The organism is Paraburkholderia sp. BCC1876 (genome assembly GCF_902833695.1).
Taxonomy (GTDB): domain Bacteria; phylum Pseudomonadota; class Gammaproteobacteria; order Burkholderiales; family Burkholderiaceae; genus Paraburkholderia.
Window position 1 is genome coordinate 1 of sequence record NZ_CADFGI010000015.1, and the last position, 19,715, is coordinate 19,715.

At 62.7% G+C, this 19,715-nt stretch carries 19 protein-coding genes; 14 read left to right on the top strand and 5 right to left on the bottom strand.

Going from position 1 to position 19,715, the window contains the following annotated elements; all coding sequences use genetic code 11:
* Positions 1-531 precede the first annotated feature (531 nt).
* Complete coding sequence (locus HWY05_RS34210; protein ID WP_176061134.1) at positions 532-1,308, bottom strand: enoyl-CoA hydratase; 777 nt, start codon at positions 1,306-1,308, stop codon at positions 532-534.
* Between the two features lie 132 nt (positions 1,309-1,440).
* On the opposite strand from HWY05_RS34210, the gene paaN reads away from it, so the two are divergent.
* The 5 genes from paaN (at position 1,441) to paaK (ending at position 7,307) form a co-directional block, all read left to right on the top strand.
* Positions 1,441-3,141: a phenylacetic acid degradation protein PaaN gene (gene paaN, locus HWY05_RS34215; protein ID WP_176061135.1), complete on the top strand. Its 1,701-nt coding sequence runs from the start codon at positions 1,441-1,443 to the stop codon at positions 3,139-3,141.
* 126 nt (positions 3,142-3,267) lie between these two features.
* On the top strand, positions 3,268-4,470 hold the full coding sequence (pcaF, locus tag HWY05_RS34220; protein WP_176061136.1) for a 3-oxoadipyl-CoA thiolase: 1,203 nt from the start codon (positions 3,268-3,270) through the stop codon (positions 4,468-4,470).
* A 50-nt stretch (positions 4,471-4,520) separates the two neighbouring features.
* Complete coding sequence (paaG, locus tag HWY05_RS34225) at positions 4,521-5,312, top strand: 2-(1,2-epoxy-1,2-dihydrophenyl)acetyl-CoA isomerase PaaG (RefSeq protein ID WP_035555068.1); 792 nt, start codon at positions 4,521-4,523, stop codon at positions 5,310-5,312.
* 1 nt (position 5,313) lies between these two features.
* Positions 5,314-5,793, top strand: a complete 480-nt coding sequence (gene paaI / locus HWY05_RS34230) for a hydroxyphenylacetyl-CoA thioesterase PaaI (RefSeq protein WP_176061137.1) — start codon at positions 5,314-5,316, stop codon at positions 5,791-5,793.
* A 209-nt stretch (positions 5,794-6,002) separates the two neighbouring features.
* Positions 6,003-7,307, top strand: coding sequence for a phenylacetate--CoA ligase PaaK (gene paaK / locus HWY05_RS34235; protein WP_035555061.1), 1,305 nt, complete (start codon positions 6,003-6,005; stop codon positions 7,305-7,307).
* Positions 7,308-7,471: 164 nt separating this feature from the next.
* On the opposite strand, the gene HWY05_RS34240 is transcribed toward paaK, so the two are convergent.
* The gene (locus HWY05_RS34240; RefSeq protein WP_244146774.1) at positions 7,472-8,596 is read right to left on the bottom strand and encodes an MltA domain-containing protein; all 1,125 of its coding nucleotides are present in this window, start codon (positions 8,594-8,596) and stop codon (positions 7,472-7,474) included.
* 28 nt (positions 8,597-8,624) lie between these two features.
* Between HWY05_RS34240 and HWY05_RS34245 the strand changes: the two genes are divergently transcribed.
* Positions 8,625-8,786, top strand: a complete 162-nt coding sequence (locus HWY05_RS34245) for a hypothetical protein (protein ID WP_035555055.1) — start codon at positions 8,625-8,627, stop codon at positions 8,784-8,786.
* Between the two features lie 78 nt (positions 8,787-8,864).
* Here the strand turns inward: HWY05_RS34245 and apaG are convergent, their stop codons facing one another.
* A complete protein-coding gene (apaG, locus tag HWY05_RS34250; protein WP_035555052.1) occupies positions 8,865-9,239 on the bottom strand; it encodes a Co2+/Mg2+ efflux protein ApaG in 375 nt (124 codons plus the stop codon).
* 277 nt (positions 9,240-9,516) lie between these two features.
* Between apaG and rpe the strand changes: the two genes are divergently transcribed.
* The 8 genes from rpe (at position 9,517) to HWY05_RS34290 (ending at position 16,929) form a co-directional block, all read left to right on the top strand.
* Positions 9,517-10,200 carry a ribulose-phosphate 3-epimerase gene (gene rpe, locus HWY05_RS34255; protein WP_035555050.1) on the top strand — a complete coding sequence of 228 codons (684 nt, stop codon included), beginning with the start codon at positions 9,517-9,519 and terminating at the stop codon, positions 10,198-10,200.
* 14 nt (positions 10,201-10,214) lie between these two features.
* Positions 10,215-10,943, top strand: a complete 729-nt coding sequence (locus HWY05_RS34260; RefSeq protein WP_035555047.1) for a phosphoglycolate phosphatase — start codon at positions 10,215-10,217, stop codon at positions 10,941-10,943.
* Between the two features lie 375 nt (positions 10,944-11,318).
* Entirely contained in the window at positions 11,319-12,812 is a 1,494-nt protein-coding gene (trpE, locus tag HWY05_RS34265) for an anthranilate synthase component I (RefSeq protein WP_035555045.1), read from the top strand.
* A gap of 13 nt (positions 12,813-12,825) precedes the next feature.
* A complete protein-coding gene (locus HWY05_RS34270; protein WP_035555042.1) occupies positions 12,826-13,416 on the top strand; it encodes an aminodeoxychorismate/anthranilate synthase component II in 591 nt (196 codons plus the stop codon).
* 17 nt (positions 13,417-13,433) lie between these two features.
* A complete protein-coding gene (gene trpD, locus HWY05_RS34275) occupies positions 13,434-14,465 on the top strand; it encodes an anthranilate phosphoribosyltransferase (RefSeq protein ID WP_035562646.1) in 1,032 nt (343 codons plus the stop codon).
* Between the two features lie 18 nt (positions 14,466-14,483).
* The gene (trpC, locus tag HWY05_RS34280) at positions 14,484-15,269 is read left to right on the top strand and encodes an indole-3-glycerol phosphate synthase TrpC (protein WP_176061138.1); all 786 of its coding nucleotides are present in this window, start codon (positions 14,484-14,486) and stop codon (positions 15,267-15,269) included.
* Between the two features lie 48 nt (positions 15,270-15,317).
* Positions 15,318-15,944 carry a CYTH domain-containing protein gene (locus HWY05_RS34285; protein ID WP_176061139.1) on the top strand — a complete coding sequence of 209 codons (627 nt, stop codon included), beginning with the start codon at positions 15,318-15,320 and terminating at the stop codon, positions 15,942-15,944.
* Between the two features lie 148 nt (positions 15,945-16,092).
* The gene (locus tag HWY05_RS34290) at positions 16,093-16,929 is read left to right on the top strand and encodes a uracil-DNA glycosylase (protein ID WP_035555033.1); all 837 of its coding nucleotides are present in this window, start codon (positions 16,093-16,095) and stop codon (positions 16,927-16,929) included.
* 182 nt (positions 16,930-17,111) lie between these two features.
* Here the strand turns inward: HWY05_RS34290 and HWY05_RS34295 are convergent, their stop codons facing one another.
* Both HWY05_RS34295 and HWY05_RS34300 read right to left on the bottom strand, forming a co-directional pair.
* The gene (locus tag HWY05_RS34295; protein WP_035555030.1) at positions 17,112-17,708 is read right to left on the bottom strand and encodes an NAD(P)H-dependent oxidoreductase; all 597 of its coding nucleotides are present in this window, start codon (positions 17,706-17,708) and stop codon (positions 17,112-17,114) included.
* A gap of 156 nt (positions 17,709-17,864) precedes the next feature.
* The gene (locus HWY05_RS34300) at positions 17,865-19,655 is read right to left on the bottom strand and encodes a PDZ domain-containing protein (protein ID WP_176061140.1); all 1,791 of its coding nucleotides are present in this window, start codon (positions 19,653-19,655) and stop codon (positions 17,865-17,867) included.
* Positions 19,656-19,715 lie beyond the last annotated feature (60 nt).

A 19,715-nucleotide genomic window follows, 5' to 3' on the forward strand; every position in this document is an offset into this window, starting at 1 on the left:
TGCCGCCAGCGTTCAATCTGAGCCAGGATCAAACTCTTCAGTTCAAACCTGTTACTGTTTTTCGGTTCCGTTAAGAACCGGTCGCTCACTCAACGTACTGACGAATTGTTCGATCGTCTTTCGACAGTCAAACCTTCCTTTCATTACTGTGTGAGACTTGATACTTTCGCTTTGCGGCAGATCCCGAAAGATCCACCTCGCGTCTCGCATCAAGCGCCCACACTTATCGGCTGTTAATTTTTAAAGATCGATTACGCATTCACCACCAAACCAGCACCGCGTGTCGCCAACCTCACAACCACCCGGCACCGCTTCGTTCTGCGTCGCTGCATCTGCAGCAGAGAAACGAGATTATGAAGAACTTCCGCTACGTCGTCAACAGGTTTTTATAACTTTCTCAACCCGCTCACTTCGCTGAAACCCTTGCCATTGCTGGCTCTCCCGCCTCCCGTGCCTCGGTGTCCGAAGCACGAAAGAGCGAGATTCTAGCGACCCGCGCAGGGCCTTGCAAGCGTTATTTTGACAACAGTATTAACGATGCTTGAAAACCGGCTTGCGCTTCTCCACAAACGCGGCCATCCCCTCTTTCTGGTCTTCCGTGGCGAACAGCGAGTGGAACAGACGACGCTCGAAATGAACACCCTCGGCAAGCGTCGTTTCGTACGCGCGATTGACGGACTCCTTCACCATCATCACAGCGGGAAGCGGGAATTCGGAAATGGTGGCAGCAGCCGCAATCGCCTCGTCGATCAGCGAGGCCGCAGGAATCACGCGCGAAACCAGTCCGGCACGCTCGGCTTCGGCGGCATCCATGAAACGCGCGGTCAAACACAGGTCCATTGCTTTTGCTTTGGAGACGGCGCGAGGCAGTCGCTGCGTACCACCGGCGCCCGGCATCACGCCGAGTTTGATTTCCGGCTGACCGAACTTCGCGGTATCGGCGGCGAAGATGATGTCGCACATCATCGCCAATTCGCAGCCGCCGCCAAGCGCAAAGCCCGCCACCGCAGCAATGATCGGCTTACGGATCGACCGAACCGTCTCCCAATTGCGGGTGATGTAGTCACCCTTGTAGACATCCATATAGGAATAGGTGGCCATCATGCCGATGTCTGCACCTGCCGCGAACGCCTTCTCGCTACCCGTAATCACGATCGCGCCGATCGCGTCGTCGGCATCGAACTCGCGCAGCGCGGCGCCCAGTTCGTCCATCAACGCGTCGTTCAAGGCGTTCAACGCCTTCGGGCGATTCAGCGTGACCAAACCGACCCGTCCTCGTGTCTCAACCAGAATGTTCTCGTAAGCCATGCCGCCTCCTAATGATTAATCACACGCGAAAACGCTTCGCGCCGCCATGTTAATAATGCTAACATTGACCAACCAACCGGTCGGTCAATTATTCGACAGGCTTTTCCCAACGTACAGTCACGCCCCTCTGCCATGACACATCCGCTATTCACCAAGCACGAAGACACGCTGCAAAAGGCGCTCACCGCGGTCGAAACGCGCGGCTACTGGAGCCCGTTCGTCGAGATGCCCAGTCCGAAAGTGTACGGGGAAACAGCGAACGCGGACGGTGAAGCCGCATTCAAAACACACCTCGACGCGACCTTCGAACTCGACCAGCCGTCGACGGGAGACACCGTCGGCGCCGAAGTCTCGCCGTTCGGTTTTCCGCTCGGCGTCCGCTACCCGAAGGCCGATCCTGAGGCGCTGATCGCAGCAGCGGCAGTCGCGCAACGTGACTGGCGCGCAGCGGGCCCGCAAGCGTGGATCGGCGTGTGCCTGGAAATCCTCGCGCGAGTGAATCGCGCCAGCTTCGAAATCGGCTACAGCGTGATGCACACGACCGGTCAGGCGTTCATGATGGCCTTTCAGGCGGGCGGCCCCCACGCACAGGACCGCGCGCTCGAAGCGGTGGTGTACGCATGGGACCAGTTGCGCCGCATTCCGGCCGACGCCCACTGGGAAAAACCGCAAGGCAAGAACCCGCCGCTCGCCATGCACAAGCGCTATACCGTCGCGCCGCGCGGTACCGGCCTGGTACTCGGCTGCTGCACGTTCCCAACGTGGAACGGCTACCCGGGCCTCTTCGCCGATCTGGCCACCGGCAACACAGTCATCGTCAAACCGCATCCGGGCGCAATTCTGCCGCTGGCAGTGACCGTGCGGATTGCCCGCGACGTTTTGCGTGAAGCCGGTTTCGACCCGAACGTCGTCACGCTGCTCGCAACCGAGCCGAACGACGGCGCACTCGTGCAGGACCTCGCACTGCGCCCGGAGATCAAGCTGATCGACTTCACGGGTAGCACGCAAAACGGCACGTGGCTCGAGCGCAATGCGCATCAGGCACAGGTCTACACCGAGAAAGCCGGCGTCAACCAGATCGTGATCGACTCGGTGGACGACATCAAAGCCGTTGCCCGCAACATCGCCTTCTCGCTCGCGCTCTACTCGGGCCAGATGTGCACGGCGCCGCAGAACATTTACGTGCCGCGCGGCGGGATTCGCACCGCCGACGGCACGCTCGGTTTCGACGAAGTCGCGCAAGCCATTGCCGGCGCAGTCCAAAAACTGGTTGCCGATCCGGCCCGCGCCGTCGAACTGCTCGGCGCGATCCAGAACGACGGCGTGACCCAGCGCATTGGCGAAGCAGCCAAGCTCGGCCGTGTACTGGTCGAAAGCCAGTCGCTCGAACACCCGGCGTTTGCCGGCGCCCGCGTGCGCACGCCGCTCGTGCTGCAACTGGACGCCGCAACCGACTACGCCCAGTTCACCAAGGAATGGTTCGGCCCGATCTCGTTCGTGATCGCGACGGACTCGACTGCCCAGTCGCTCGATCTCGCCGGCTCGATCGCCGCCGAGCACGGTGCACTGACGCTGTCGGTCTACAGCACCGACGAAGCCGTGCTCGACGAAGCGCACGAAGCATCCGTCCGCGGCGGCGTAGCGCTGTCGATCAATCTGACCGGCGGCGTATTCGTCAATCAGTCGGCGGCGTTCTCCGACTTCCATGGCACGGGCGCCAACCCGGCGGCCAACGCAGCGCTGGCCGATGCAGCCTTCGTCGCGAACCGCTTCCGCATCATTCAAAGCCGCGTTCATGTTGAACCGAAAGCGGCGCCGGCGGTAGCTGGCTGAACGTCATAAGACAAAAGCACGGCTTTCGTCCTATGCCTTTTGGCCGAATGGACCGAGCCGTGCCTCCCAACTAACATGAGACATCGGATCGGCATTTCGCGCCGGTCCGCCCCTGCAGGAGCTCATATGAACGACGCCTTCATTTGCGATGCGATTCGCACCCCGATCGGCCGCTACGGCGGCGCCCTCAAGGACGTTCGCGCCGACGACCTCGGCGCGGTGCCGATCAAGGCGCTGATCGAGCGCAATCCGGGCGTCGACTGGCGCGCGCTCGACGACGTGATCTATGGTTGTGCCAACCAGGCCGGCGAAGACAACCGCAACGTCGCGCGCATGTCCGCGCTGCTGGCGGGTTTGCCGACGGATGCGCCCGGCGCGACCATCAACCGCTTGTGCGGCTCGGGCATGGATGCGGTCGGCACCGCAGCACGCGCAATCAAGGCAGGCGAAGCGCGTTTGATGATTGCCGGCGGCGTAGAAAGCATGACGCGAGCGCCGTTCGTCATGGGTAAGGCCGCTAGCGCCTTCGCACGGCAAGCCGACATTTACGACACAACCATTGGCTGGCGCTTCATCAACCCGCTGATGAAACGTCAATACGGCGTCGACTCGATGCCGGAAACAGCGGAAAACGTCGCGGTCGAATTCGGTATCAGCCGCGCGGATCAGGACATGTTTGCGCTAGCGAGCCAGCAGAAGGCGGCTCGCGCGCAGGAAGACGGCACGCTGGCCCAGGAAATCGTGGGCGTCGACATCGCGCAGAAGAAAGGCGACCCGGTGCGCGTCATGCTCGACGAGCATCCGCGCGCAACCTCGCTCGAAAGTCTGGGCAAGCTCAAAGGCGTGGTTCGTCCTGACGGCAGCGTGACGGCCGGCAATGCATCCGGTGTGAACGACGGCGCCTGCGCGCTGCTGCTTGCGAATCAAGAGGCCGCCGATCAGTACGGCCTGCGTCGCCGCGCTCGCGTGGTAGGCATGGCAACGGCGGGCGTCGAGCCGCGCATCATGGGTATCGGCCCGGCGCCGGCCACCCAGAAACTGTTGAAGCAACTCGGTATGACGCTCGAGCAATTCGACGTGATCGAGTTGAACGAAGCTTTCGCGTCGCAAGGCCTGGCCGTGCTGCGCACGCTCGGTTTGCGCGACGACGACCCGCGCGTCAATCCGAACGGCGGCGCCATTGCGCTCGGCCACCCGCTTGGCGCATCGGGCGCGCGTCTGATCACGACGGCGCTGTACCAGTTAGAACGGATCAACGGCCGCTTTGCGCTTTGCACGATGTGTATCGGTGTAGGCCAAGGCATCGCGTTGGTCATCGAGCGGCTCTGACACAAACGCCGAAGCATCCATCGATCAAAGAGACTTTGAGGAGACACCCAATGTCGTATGAAGCGATTCGCCTGGATATAGATGCATCGAGCCGTGTAGCGACCATTACGCTGAACCGCCCGGACAAGCTGAACAGCTTCACGCGCGCAATGCATCAGGAATTGAGCGCCGCGCTCGACGAGGTGGAAGCGTCCACTGCCCGCGCCCTCGTGCTCACTGGTGCAGGCCGTGGCTTCTGCGCCGGCCAGGATCTTGCCGATCTCGACTTCACGCCAGGCGCAATGACCGATCTGGGCGAGCTGATCGACACGTATTTCAACCCGCTGATTCGCCGTCTGCAAGCGCTGCGAATCCCGGTGATCGCGGCAGTGAACGGCACGGCCGCCGGCGCCGGCGCAAACCTCGCGCTGGCCTGCGACATCGTGCTCGCCGCCCGCTCCGCGAGCTTCATCCAGGCGTTCGTGAAGATTGGCCTCGTGCCTGATTCCGGTGGCACCTGGTTCCTGCCGCAACGCATCGGCATGGCGCGCGCCATGGGGCTTGCCATTACCGGCGACAAACTCGGCGCGGAAAAAGCCGAGAACTGGGGCTTGATCTGGCAAGCGGTCGACGACGCGGAACTCGCCGGCACCGCCGCCAAACTCGCGAGCCAGCTCGCGCAGCAACCCACGCGCGCGATCGCGGCGATCAAACAGGCCATGCGGGCAGGCGCGACGCAAAGCCTGGATCAGCAACTCGACCTCGAACGCGATCTGCAGCGTGAGCTCGGCGCTTCCCACGATTACGCGGAAGGCGTTCAGGCTTTCGTCGAAAAGCGTGCACCACGTTTCGAGGGCCGTTGAGATGTCCGCACAACCCAGCCAACCCAGCCAACCCAGCCAACCCAGCCAGATGACGCCAGACGAACTCGCCCGCGCAACCGCAGCCGCCATGTACGAAAACGACGCCTGCAGCAAGGCGCTCGGCCTCGAAATACTGGAAGTCCGCCCCGGCTACGCGCGTTTGCGTATGGCTGTGCGCGAAGACTTTCTGAACGGTCATCAGATTTGTCACGGCGGCCTGATTTTCACGCTGGCCGATTCCACGTTCGCGTTCGCCTGCAATACATACAACATCAACACGGTCGCAGCCGGCTGCTCGATCGAGTTTCTGCGTCCGGTGCATGGCGGCGACGTGCTGACGGCGGAAGCCGTTGAACAGACGCTGAGCGGACGCACCGGCATCTACGACATTCGGGTCATGAATCGCGCTGACGAAACCGTCGCGATGTTTCGCGGCAAATCGGCGCAGATTAAAGGCAACCTGATACCCGTGAGCGATTGAAAGAAGGACGCACGGAAAGGTCGCGACACACCACTCGCGGGATCGTGAGTGGCAACCAAAGCAATCCGGCGGCAAGTTCCGAAGCACAGCGTGGCGACTAGTCGACGAACTAGCGGACACGACACGTATAAACAGCAGGCCGCCCCAGTTTTTGCGTGCAAGCGCACCGACCATCAGACTCAAGCATTGAGGCAGCAAGGAGACATTCGATGACCACCGCCCTTCCGCTCGATCCCATCGAGACCGCCAGCCGCGACGAACTCGCCGCGCTTCAACTTGAACGGCTCAAATGGTCGTTGAACCACGCCTATGAAAATTCGCCGGTCTATCGCCGCAAGTTCGACGAAGCCGGTGTGCATCCGAGCGAAGTAAAAACCCTCGCGGATCTGGCGCGCTTTCCCTTCACCACCAAGAAGGATCTGCGCGACAGCTACCCCTTCGGCATGTTCGCCGTGCCGCAGGACCAGATTTCGCGGATTCACGCGTCGTCCGGCACGACCGGCAAGCCGACCGTGGTGGGCTATACCGCACGCGACATCGACACGTGGGCGAATCTCGTCGCACGTTCCATCCGCGCGGCCGGCGCGCGGCGTGGCGACAAGGTTCACGTGAGCTACGGCTATGGTCTCTTTACCGGCGGCCTCGGCGCTCACTACGGCGCGGAACGCGCGGGGCTCACCGTGATTCCGTTCGGCGGCGGTCAGACCGAAAAACAGGTCCAGCTGATTCAGGATTTCAAGCCGGACATCATCATGGTGACGCCGAGCTACATGCTCTCGATCGCGGACGAACTCGAGCGTCAGGGCATCGACCCGGCCGCCTGCTCGCTGCGCCTCGGCATCTTCGGCGCGGAGCCGTGGACCAATGACATGCGCCAGGCCATTGAAAAACGCATGGGCATCGACGCGGTCGACATTTACGGTCTGTCCGAAGTGATGGGACCGGGCGTGGCATCGGAATGCGTGGAAACGAAAGACGGCCCGACCATCTGGGAAGATTATTTCTATCCCGAGATCATCGATCCCGAAACCGGCGAAGTGCTGCCGGACGGCGAACTCGGCGAACTGGTGTTCACGTCGCTAACCAAGGAAGCGCTGCCGATCGTCCGCTACCGGACACGCGATCTGACGCGGCTCCTGCCGGGCACGGCTCGCACCATGCGTCGCATGGAGAAAATCACGGGGCGTTCGGACGACATGATGATCGTGCGCGGCGTAAACGTTTTTCCGACGCAGATCGAAGAACTGCTGCTCAAGCAACATGCCCTCGCGCCGCATTACCAGATCGTGCTGACCAAGGAAGGGCCGCTCGACGTATTGACGCTGAATGTCGAACCGTGTCCGGAGACCGCGCCGGATATCGCTGCGTTGTCTACGGCAAAGCAGGCGCTGACTTACGACATCAAGGCATTGATCGGCGTGAGTGCCGTGGTGAATGTGCTGGCTGTGAACGGGATTGAACGTTCGGTGGGTAAAGCACGGCGCGTGGTGGACAAACGCAAGTCGGGGCTTTGAGGAAGGGTTGCTTCTGACCAACGGCTGACTAAAGGCGGCGGTTGAAGACGGCGGTTTTCGAAACGAAATCCGCCGCTTCACCGGTAGCCGAAGCTCAGCGACAGCCGAGGCCCAGCGTCAGGCCTAAGCCTTCAAGCTCAAGCGCAAAAGCCCCAACCCCACCCTCACGAATTCGGCAACAACAGCCACATCCGGCCACCCTGCTTCATCTTCCCGGCCAGGTCACCGGCGTCATCGCCGAGCCCCCAGAAGTAATCCGCGCGTACGCCGCCCTTGATCGCGGAACCGGTGTCCTGTGCGAAGACGAGGCGATTCATCGGCGAGTTCGTCAATGGCCGCGTGGTCTGCAAAAACACCGGCGTGCCGAGCGGAATCGAGGACGGGTCGACCGCGATCGAACGCTCCGGCGTGAGCGGCACACCGAGCGCGCCGATCGGACCATCCGCCCCACCGCCCGGCACGCTTTCGCCGGAAGGCATTTCGCGGAAGAACACGAAGCGCGGGTTCGTATCCAGCAGCGCATCGACCCGGGTCGGATTCGCGCGCGCCCACGCCTTGATCCCTTGCATGGTCGCCTGTGCCGGCGTGAGTTCGCCGCGATCCAGCAGCCAGCGCCCAATCGACTTGTACGGCTGATTATTCGTGCCGCCGAAACCGAGTCGCATCACGCTGCCGTCTTCCATCACGATCCGGCCGGAACCTTGAACCTGCAGGAAGAACGCTTCGATCGGATCGTCGACCCAGACCAGTTCATTGCCGCTGAGCACACCCGCGCGTTCGAGCTGCGCACGCACCGGCAGCGGCGCGCCCGCGCGATAGCCGGACGGCCAGCGATACAGCGCGGTTTGATACACGCCGTGACGCGTACGCGAACCGCGCAGCAAAGGCTCGTAGTAACCGGTGACGAGACCGTCGAGCGTGCCGTCGTTATTCGCTAGCTGGAACGGCGTGAAATAGGCCTCGAAAAAAGCCCGTGCGCCGGTGACGTCGAGATCGTCGATTTGTGAGGCCGCGGCACATGCGCGCGCCCAGTTCGGCTGACGCGCCAGTCTCACGCAGTTTTGCCGCAGCGCGGCGGTCGCGCCGATCAGCGAGTCGTCCTGCCAGCCCGGCACCTGTTGCCACGCAACCGCCGTGAGCCGCGTCGAGGCGATCTGTCCGGGTATGATCGCAGCGCCCGTGGGCGGCGACACCGAAGGCCGGACCGCGCCGCCGCCTCCGCAGGACGCCAGCATCACCGCAACCGAAAGCGCGCCGAGCCATGCTCCGGCCGTGCGGACAAACCGCATACAATGTTCGTTCTTGATGGAAACCGCCATGTCTGATCTGTTCGACGAATACCCAATGCTCATCTTCGCGCTGGAGTCGCTCCTCGCGCTTTTCCTGCTGGTTTTTATCGTGGTGTGGACATCGTCCGGTAAGAAGAAAATAACGCGCGCCCACTCGACCGAACAGCATAAAAAACAGAATCCGCAGTAAGCCTGCCTGCTGCGTAAGCCCGGAGCAAAAGCCCAAGCGCGTTGGAGTGTTTAAGAGACCGCCGTCAGCGGCCTCGGTTCAATGCAAAGTACGCGGCATGCGCAGGATGAATTCCGGCACCGGCGCTTCGAAGCGCTCGCCGTCTTCCGCCACGCAAAAATATTCGCCACGCATGGTGCCGACCGGCGTGCCGATCACGGCCCAACTCGTATATTCGAAGTGCTCGCCCGGTTTGAGGAGCGGCTGGTGGCCGACCACGCCGAGCCCCTTCACTTCCTGCTCGTTATTGTCGCTGTCGGTAATCACCCAATGCCGCGCAATCAATTGCGCCGGCACCTGGCCCGTGTTGCGGATGGTCAGCGTGTATGCGAACGCATACTGGCGGCGCTCCGGGTCCGACTCTTCGGGCAGAAACTGCACCTGCGCCGAGACGCTGAATTCGTACTGGCTCATCCTGATTCCAATCTGGTGAAACGGGCTGTGAAAAATCGCGGGAAAGCCCGTATGCCAATGGTTTGCGGGCGCACTGGCGATGCGGTGCTTATGGATTGGCATTCTGCTTGATGCGCGGCAGGCCCGCAACCGGACAAATCCCTCTGGCCAAGGGCCATTCAGACGTTTTGTCAGCTTCGCGGAGCGCATCGCGAAAGTGACGCGCGCCGTCCACGAGCCGGTTTCCGAGCGCACAAAACGGTAAAATGATGCTTTCCCGCTTGCATCCTTCCCCGCCATGACGCAATTCCGCATTGCCCCCAGCATTCTGTCCGCCGACTTCGCCCGTCTGGGTGAGGAAGTGCGCAACGTCGTCGCCGCCGGCGCCGACTGGATTCACTTCGACGTGATGGACAACCATTACGTGCCGAACCTGACCATCGGGCCGCTCGTGTGCGAGGCGATCCGCCCGCACGTGGACGTGCCGATCGACGTGCATCTGATGGTGCGTCCGGTCGACCGGATCGTGCCGGATTTCGCCAAGGCCGGCGCGAATCTGATCAGCTTTCATCCTGAAGGCTCGGACCATATCGACCGCACGCTGTCGCTGATTCGCGACCACGGCTGCAAGGCCGGGCTGGTGTTCAACCCGGCTACGTCGCTGAACCACCTCGATCACGTCATGGACAAAGTCGACCTCGTGCTGATCATGTCGGTGAATCCGGGCTTCGGCGGTCAGTCGTTCATTCCTGAAGCGCTCAACAAGCTGCGCGAAGCGCGCGCGCGTATCAACGCGTACAAGGAGCGCACCGGCCGCGAGATTCATCTGGAAGTGGACGGCGGCGTGAAGGTCGACAACATCGCCGAAATCGCGGCGGCCGGCGCGGACACGTTCGTGGCCGGCTCGGCAATCTTCGGCCAGCCCGATCACAAGGTCGTGATCGAAAAGATGCGCGCGGCGCTCGCCAACATCCAGCACTAAAAACTGCACGCCCTATGACCGCTCCGCTTCACGCATCGTTTCCCGCGCCGACCTTCACCGGTCCGCGCCTGCAAGCCGCGATCATCGACCTCGACGGCACGATGATCGATACCGCCGACGATTTCACCGCCGGCCTGAACGGCATGCTCGCGCAACTCGACGCGACGGAAACCTCGCGTGAAGAAGTGGTCGGCTATGTCGGCAAGGGTTCGGAGCATCTGATCCGCAGCGTGCTGGCGCCGCGTTTCGAAGCGGAGCATGCGCAAGACCGTTTCGACGAAGCGCTCGCGATCTATCAGGAAGAGTACGCAAAAATCAACGGCACGCACACGCGGCTCTATCCCGACGTGGAAGCCGGCCTGAGCGCCATGCGCGAGGCCGGCATCAAGCTCGCCTGCGTGACCAACAAGCCGCACCGCTTCGCGGTCGAGTTGTTGCAGCAATACGGGCTTGCGCAATATTTCAGCGTTGTGCTCGGCGGCGACAGCCTCGCGAAAAAGAAACCGGACCCGCTGCCCATGCTGACCGCTGCGGCGCAGTTAGGCGTCGAGCCGCAAGCCACGGTGGCGATCGGCGATTCGGAAAACGACGCGCTGGCCGGCCGTGCAGCGGGCATGGCGACGCTGACCGTGCCCTATGGCTACAACCATGGTCGCGCTATACAAGAAATAAAATCCGATGGTATAGTTGCCTCGCTGCTCGACGCCGCCAAGGCGATCGCAGCGCACCATTCAACGACCTGAAAAGTCCACCATTCTCATGTTTCTGAACAAAAAACGGAGTCTGATTAGCATCGACCGGGGAGCCTGGCCCTGGCGTCGCTGGTCGCGCTAACCTCGCCTGAGGTACGCTGAAGCTCGTCTTCGGCAACCGTTTTTTGCTTCGCTGCGCTCACGCGTTTTTTCCATCGTCCTGTTTCGCTGCATCGGTTGAATCGGCCTGCGTGTACCCACAAAGTACCGTCGTGCGCTGACACTGCTTGCACGCGTCGATGGGAAACTCGCGCCGGTCGGTATCATCATCGTGTCGAAACTGTCGAACGAACGCCCTGACCGGCCGCGCAACGCCCCGCTTTGTCCGACGCATGCTGCCGCCGGATCACCGTACAGGATCGGAACATGACCGAACTCGAATTCCAGTCCCTCGCCAACGAGGGTTTCAATCGCATTCCGCTGATCGCCGAAGCGCTCGCCGACCTCGAAACGCCGCTGTCGCTCTACCTGAAGCTCGCGCAGAGCGAGCGCAACGGCGCCAATTCGTTTCTGCTCGAATCGGTGGTGGGTGGTGAACGCTTCGGCCGCTATTCGTTCATCGGCTTGCCGGCGCGCACGCTGCTGCGTACCCGCAACGGCATCTCCGAAGTCGTGCGCGACGGAAAGGTCGTCGAAACGCACGAAGGCGATCCGCTCGAATTCATCCAGCAATTCCAGGGCCGTTTCAAAGTGGCGCAGCGCCCTGGGCTGCCGCGTTTCGCGGGCGGTCTGGCCGGTTATTTCGGCTATGACGCGGTGCGTTACATCGAGAAGAAGCTCGCGCACACCGCGCCGCCTGACGATCTGAATCTGCCCGATATCCAACTGCTGCTGACCGAAGAAGTCGCGGTGATCGACAACCTCGCCGGCAAGCTCTATCTGGTGGTCTACGCCGATCCGACGCAGCCTGAGGCTTATGCGAAGGCCAAGCAGCGTCTGCGTGAGTTGCGTCAGCGTTTGCGCACGACCGTGCAGCCGCCGGTCACGTCGGCCAGCGTGCGCACCGAGACTTACCGCGAATTCGCCAAAGACGATTACCTCGCCGCCGTGCGCAAGGCGAAGGAATACATCGCGGCCGGCGAACTGATGCAAGTGCAGGTCGGCCAACGCCTGACCAAGCCGTTCCGCGACAATCCGCTCTCGTTGTACCGCGCGCTGCGCTCGCTGAATCCGTCGCCGTATATGTATTACTACAACTTCGGCGACTTCCACGTCGTGGGTGCATCGCCGGAAATTCTGGTGCGCCAGGAAAAGCGCGGCGAAGACCGGATCGTCACGATCCGGCCGCTCGCCGGCACGCGTCCGCGCGGCAATACGCCGGAACGCGACGCGGAACTCGCCACAGAACTGTTGAACGACCCGAAGGAAGTCGCCGAGCACGTCATGCTGATCGACCTCGCGCGTAACGACGTGGGCCGCATCGCGCAGATCGGCTCGGTGGTCGTGACCGACAAGATGGTGATCGAAAAGTACTCGCACGTGCAGCACATCGTGAGTTCGGTCGAAGGCAAGCTGAAACCCGGCACCACCAATTTCGACGTGTTGCGCGCCACCTTCCCGGCCGGCACGTTGTCGGGCGCGCCGAAGGTTCGCGCGATGGAACTGATCGACGAACTGGAGCCCGTCAAACGCGGCTTGTACGGCGGAGCGGTCGGCTACCTGTCCTTCACCGGCGAAATGGATCTCGCCATCACGATCCGCACCGGCGTGATCGCGAACGGCAATCTGTATGTGCAGGCGGCAGCGGGTGTCGTCGCCGATTCGGTGCCCGAATCCGAATGGCAAGAGACCGAGAACAAGGCACGCGCCGTGTTGCGCGCCGCCGAACAGGTTCAAGACGGCCTCGATAGCGACTTCTGACCGGAGACACACCATGCTGCTAATGATCGACAACTACGACTCGTTCACCTACAACCTGGTGCAGTACTTCGGCGAACTCGGCGAAGACGTACGCACCTACCGCAACGACGAAATCACGCTGGACGAGATCGCGAAGCTCAACCCCGAGCGCATCTGCCTGTCGCCCGGCCCGAGCAATCCGCAACACGCCGGCATCACGCTCGACGTGCTGCGCGAATTCGCCGGCAAAACGCCGATTCTCGGCGTCTGCCTCGGCCATCAGGCCATCGGCGAAGCGTTCGGCGGCCGCGTGGTGCGCGCGCAGACCATCATGCACGGCAAGGTCAGCACGATCGAAACCGATTGCAAAGGCGTGTTCGCCGACCTGCCGAAGCACTTCGTGGTGACCCGCTACCACTCGCTCGCGATCGAACGCGAATCGCTGCCCGATTGTCTCGAAGTGTCGGCATGGACCGAAGACGGTGAAATCATGGGCGTGCGTCACAAGGAACTGGCGGTGGAAGGCGTGCAATTCCACCCGGAATCGATCCTGTCCGAACACGGCCACGCGCTGCTCGAGAACTTCGTGAAGCAGTCGAAACTCGCGTCCACTCAACGCGCCTGATGAAGAGAGACGAAATCATGTCGATTACGCCCCAGGAAGCGCTGCAACGGACCATCGAGCACCGCGAGATTTTCCACGACGAAATGCTGCATCTGATGCGCCTCATCATGCGCGGCGAACTGTCGCCGGTGATGTCGGCAGCGATCATTACCGGCTTGCGCGTCAAAAAAGAGACCATCGGCGAAATCACCGCGGCCGCCACGGTGATGCGTGAATTTGCCCGGCACGTCGACGTGCCGGACAACTCGAACTTCGTCGATATCGTCGGGACCGGCGGCGACGGCTCGCAAACCTTCAATATTTCCACGGCCACCATGTTCGTCACGGCCGCGGCCGGCGCGAAAGTCGCGAAGCACGGCGGCCGCGGCGTGTCGAGCAAGTCGGGCAGCGCGGACGTGCTCGAAGCGCTCGGCGTGAATATCGATCTGCAGCCGGAACAGGTGGCGGCGTCGATCGCGGAAACCGGCATGGGCTTCATGTTCGCGCCGAACCATCATCCGGCCATGAAGAACATCGCGCCGGTGCGCCGTGAACTCGGCGTGCGCACGCTGTTCAACATTCTCGGGCCGCTGACCAATCCGGCCGGCGCACCGAATCAGTTGATGGGCGTGTTTCACGGCGACCTGGTCGGGATTCAGGTGCGCGTGATGCAACGCCTCGGCGCGAAGCATGTGCTGGTGGTGTACGGCATGGACGGCATGGACGAGGTCTCGCTCGGCGCGGCGACGCAGGTCGGCGAGTTGCGCGACGGCCAGGTCCACGAGTACGAGATTCATCCGGAAGACTTCGGCCTGCAGATGGTGTCGAACCGCTCGCTGAAAGTGGCCGACGCGACCGAATCGAAAGCGATGCTGCTCGAAGCGCTCGACAACACACCGGGCGTCGCGCGCGAAATCGTTACGCTGAACGCGGGTACGGCGCTGTATGCGGCAAACGTGGCGGCGTCGATCGCGGACGGCATTCAACTGGCGCGCGAAGCGATCGCGAGCGGCAAGGCTCGTGCGAAGGTCGACGATCTGATCCGCTTCACCCAGCAATTCAAGCACTAATCACGTAGCGAGACACAGATGAGCGACATTCTCGACCAGATCATCGCGATCAAACGCGAAGAAGTCCGCGCGGCGCAGCAAAGCGCGTCGCTTGAAGAACTGCGCCTCGAAGCGGCGTCGCGCGATATTCGCGACTTCGTCGGCGCGTTGCGCGCGAAGCACACGGCGGGCCTCGCCGCGGTGATCGCCGAAGTGAAGAAGGCGAGCCCGTCGAAAGGCGTGCTGCGCGAACACTTCGTGCCCGCCGAGATCGCGCGTTCGTATGAACAGCACGGCGCGGCGTGCCTGTCGGTGCTGACCGACGTGCAGTTCTTCAAGGGCAGCGTCGCGTATCTGGAAGAAGCGCGCGCGGCCTGCAAACTGCCGGTGTTGCGCAAAGACTTCATCGTCGATCCGTATCAGATCGTCGAAGCCCGCGCGATGGGCGCCGACGCGATCCTGCTGATCGCCGCCGCGCTCGAAACCCCGCAGATGCAAGACCTCGAAGCGCTCGCGCATTCGCTGAATCTGGCCGTGCTGGTCGAAGTACACGACAGCCGTGAGCTGATGGAAGCGCTCACGCTGAAAACGCCGCTGATCGGTATCAACAACCGCAATCTGCGCACATTCGAAACGTCGATCGAGACGACCATCGGCATGCTCGAAGCGGTTCCGGACGACCGGATCGTCGTCACGGAGTCGGGCATTCTGTCGCGCGTCGACGTCGAACGGCTACGCGCGATGGACGTGCATACGTTCCTCGTCGGCGAGGCGTTCATGCGCGCGGAAGAGCCGGGCGTCGAACTGGCGCGGATGTTTTTCTGAGCGCCACAGTCGACACGCGGCACGGCGGCACACGGAGTAAGGCAGATCATGAGCATGGAACGCGAAATCAAGCTGGCGCTGCCGGCTGACCAGGTGCAGGCGGCGACGCAGTGGTTTGTCGCGCGGACAGACGCAGAAGGGCGCGATGTCAGGCTGGCGAATATTTACTTCGATACGTTGGCGCTGACGTTGGCGAAGTCGAAAAGCGCGCTGCGTTTGCGTCACACGCCGGACGGCTGGCTGCAAACCTTCAAGACGGTGGGCGAAGCGAAGGACGGTTTGCACAGCCGGCACGAGTGGGAAATGCCGGTGGCGGGCGAAAAGCTCGAAATCGACGCCTTGCTGCGCGAGTGCGATGAGCCGAGCGCGGCTGAAGCTTTGCGCCAGGCCGCGCCGGAGCTGGTCGAACTGTTCCGCACGGACTTCACGCGCACGCTGTGGAATGTCGAGCTGAACGGTGCGACGGTCGAAGCCGCGATCGATCAAGGCGACGTGATCACCGAAGTGAATGGTGAAACGCGCCGCGCGCCGATTTCCGAAGTCGAACTCGAACTGAAATCCGGCGACGAAGCCGCTTTGCATGCGCTGGCGGCGGAACTTGGCAAAGCGATCGCAGGGCTTGCGCCGGATAACGTCAGCAAAGCACAGCGCGGGTATCAACTGCGGGCGGGCTGAACGGCGGCAAGCGCAGCAACGCGGCACGCACCGACATACGGCTTGATGAACGCGCGACGTCGCGCACACCTCAGCACCTGGCGCGCGCCGTCCGCGCTTCACCGCCGCACCTTGAGCAACACCGCATTTGCTGCGACACTTCCCCGCCATGACCTCCGCTTCCCGTACCCGCTCCGATTCGTCGCAGGCTTCGCTTTTCGGCGACGCCGCGCCCTCACCCGCCGACGCACCGACCAACCCGGTTTCGCCTTCATCGGCTGGCGCGCCGCCGGCCCTCGAAGCCCAATTCGCCGCCCTGCCCCCGGCATGGCGCACACATCTCAAGCCGTTCATCGAAAGCGACGCTTACGCGCCGCTGTGCCGTTTCGTCGACGGTGAACGCGCGGCCGGCAAGACCGTGTATCCCGCCGACGTATTCCGTGCGCTGCGCCTGACCAGTCCCGACGAAGTGAAAGTCGTGATCCTCGGCCAGGACCCGTATCACGGCGAAGACCGCGGCACGCCGCAAGCGCATGGGCTGGCATTTTCGGTGGCGCCGAACGTGCGCACGCCGCCGTCGCTACGCAACATCTTCAAGGAAATTGCCGCGAGCCTTGGTCACGACACGCCGCGTCATGGCTGTCTCGACACGTGGGCCAAACAGGGCGTGCTGCTGCTGAACACGGTGCTGACGGTCGAACGCGACGCCGCGGCGAGCCACGCGAAACGCGGCTGGGAAAAGTGTACGGACACGCTGATCCATGAACTCGCCATGCGTCATGACGGCCTGGTGTTCATGCTGTGGGGCGCGCACGCGCAAGCGAAGCGCGCGCTGCTCGGCGGCAAATCGCACTATGTGCTGGAAGCGCCGCATCCGTCGCCGCTGTCGGCGCATCGCGGCTTTCTCGGCTGCGGGCATTTTGCGAAGGCGAATGAGTATCTCGCGCAGCACGGCCGTGCAACGATCGACTGGCGCTTGCCGGACGAAGCGCAGATGTTGGCGTAACGGCAATACGTCCAGGCGCGCATCGGCGAGTTAGTGCATAAGCGCATCGGCGCGCGAACCGGAAAAAACAAAAACGCCACGGGTTTCAAACCCGTGGCGTTTTTCATTGCATAGCTACATCGCGCACTACACTGCGCTGCGCGCCGGTTCAAACCAGCGCGTCAATCCTTCCATCGACCTTCTTACGCAGCGGCAATCGCTTCGCGCGCCGAAACCAGCGCGGCGGTCGCTGCGTCCGGGCCCATGTTCAGGCCTTCGGCGTAGATGAAGTTCACGTCGGTCATGCCGAGGAAACCCAGGAAAGCCTTCAGATACGGCGTCTGGCTGTCGTTCGGCGTGCCCAGATACTTGCCGCCGCGTGCCGACACGACGTGGACCTTCTTGCCCTTCACGAGACCTTCCGGACCGTTCGCCGTGTACTGGAACGTGATGCCGGCGCGTGCGATGAAGTCGAAGTACGTCTTGAGCTGCGACGAGATACCGAAGTTGTACATCGGTGCGCCGATCACGACGATGTCGGCGGCTTGCAGTTCGGCGATCAGCGCTTCGCTGCGTGCGGCGATTTCGGCCTGCTCGGCGGTGCGTTGGTCAGCCGGCGTGAAGAACGCGCCGAGGACGGCGTCGTCCAGGTGCGGCAGCGGCTCAGCTTGCAGATTACGGACGACGACTTGCGCGCCCGGATTCGATTGTTGCAGCTTGGCGGTCAGTTCGTTGACGAGAAGCGTCGAGTTCGCGCCTTGCGAACGGGCTGCCGAGTTGATTTGCAGGATCGTGGTCATGTCGGTGACTCCAGTAGGGGCGCGCAGTTTTGCGCGAGTGGAGTCATTGTGTTTTTTTACCGCCCCGAGAAAAAGCCATCCGGCAGCGACGGATTGTTGCACTGGTAGAACAATCCGCCGCCCTCGACCGTCGATTAATAACGTCGGCGATTACGATCAGCTTGCAAGCCAGCGCTCGCGGGCCTTGCGCGCGGCGGTCCCTTTGTCGCTGACCGCGAGCTTGTAGCGTGCCGGCTCAGGCCCGTCCAGCTTGACTTGCGTGGTGCGCAGTTCGTCGCGGCGGAACGCGTGGACCTCGACTTTCGCGCCCGGCTGATAGCGTGCCAGCAGGCCGTCAAGATTCGAGCCGGTCACGCGCAGGCCGTCGAGCGCGATCAGCATGTCGCCGGCCGAGAGCCCCGCTTTCTGCGCGGCGCTGCCTTCATGCACCGCCGCCAACGTGCAATCCGCGCCGCCGCGCAAGCGCGCGCCAAGCGACGGCCGGGCATTCTTGTCGAATTCAGGCGCAAGCGTGACGCCGAACGGCGCGAGCAGCGTTTCGAGCGGCAAATCGCGCGTGCCATGCACGGCCTCGGCGAACAGCTCGCCGAGTTGCGCGCCGGTCGCTTCCGCGAACAGCGCTTCGACCTCGCTTTCTTCCACGCCGACCGGCTTGCCGCGGTAAAAATCGCGGCCGAAACGTTGCCACAGCAGACGCATCACGTCGTCGAGCGATTTGCGGTTGTTGGTCTGCGCGCGGATCGTCAGATCGAACGCGAGCGCGACCAGCGAGCCCTTGGTGTAATAGCTGACGATCGCGTTCGGCGCGTTCTCGTCCTGACGGTAGTACTTGACCCACGCGTCGAACGAGCTTTCGGCGACGGTCTGCTTCAGGCGGCCGCTGCCGCGCAGCACACCGCCCACCACCTTGCCGAGCAGGCCGAAATAGTCGTCCGGCGAAATCAGCCCGCTGCGCACGAGGATCAGGTCGTCGTAGTACGAGGTGAAGCCCTCGAACAGCCACAGCAACGACGTGGTGTTTTCCACGTTCAGGTCGTACGGCGCGAACACCGCCGGCTTGATGCGCTTCACGTTCCAGGTGTGGAAATACTCGTGGCTGCACAAGCCGAGGTAAGTTCGGTAGCCTTCGCTGAGCGCGTCGCGTCCTTGCACCGGCAGATCGCCACGATTGCAGATCAGCGCGGTCGAAGCGCGATGCTCCAGGCCGCCGTAACCGTCGGTGACGGCCTGGGTCATGAACACGTAGCGATCCATCGGCGCTTTGTTCGACTTCGGCTCGAACAACGCGATCTGCGCTTCGCAGATGCGCTTCAGGTCGGCGGACAGTCGCGCCATGTCCAGCCCGATCACGCGGCCGGCGATCACGATGTCGTGCGGCACGCCATGCGCGTCGAACGTCGCCAGCGCGAATTCACCCAGCGTGACCGGGTGATCGATCAGCTCGTCGTAGTTCTGCGCGCGATATTCGCCGAAGCCGTAGCGCTTCGTGCCACGCGCCTCCGGCAACGCCGTGGCGACGCGCCAGTTGCGATACGCGGCGCCGTCCGGCTTCTGGATGTCGACCACGCATTGCGCTTCTTCATGACCGAGCGGCGACAAAAACACGCTGGTGCCGTTGAAGAAACCCGTCGTGTCGTCCAGATGCGCGGCGCGCACCGACAGATCCCAGGCATACACCTCGTAGCGCAGCGTCAACGCGCCTTTGACCGGCGCGGCCTGCCACGTGTGCTTGTCGGTCTTCTCGACGCGAACCTTGCGGCCGGCGTCGTTGACGGCGCGCAGCGTGACGATGTTGCGCGCGAACTCGCGCACCATGTAGCTGCCCGGAATCCACACCGGCAGCATGAAACGCTGGCCGGCCGGATCGGGATCGGCGACGGTCACGGTGACTTCGAACAGATGGGCGGCGGGTTGCTTGGGAACGATGGTGTAGCGTATCGGCTTCATCGGCGGCGATTAGGAGAGTGTGAGGCGGGGATGTTGGGGCTGAATGTGAAAGGAGGCGCA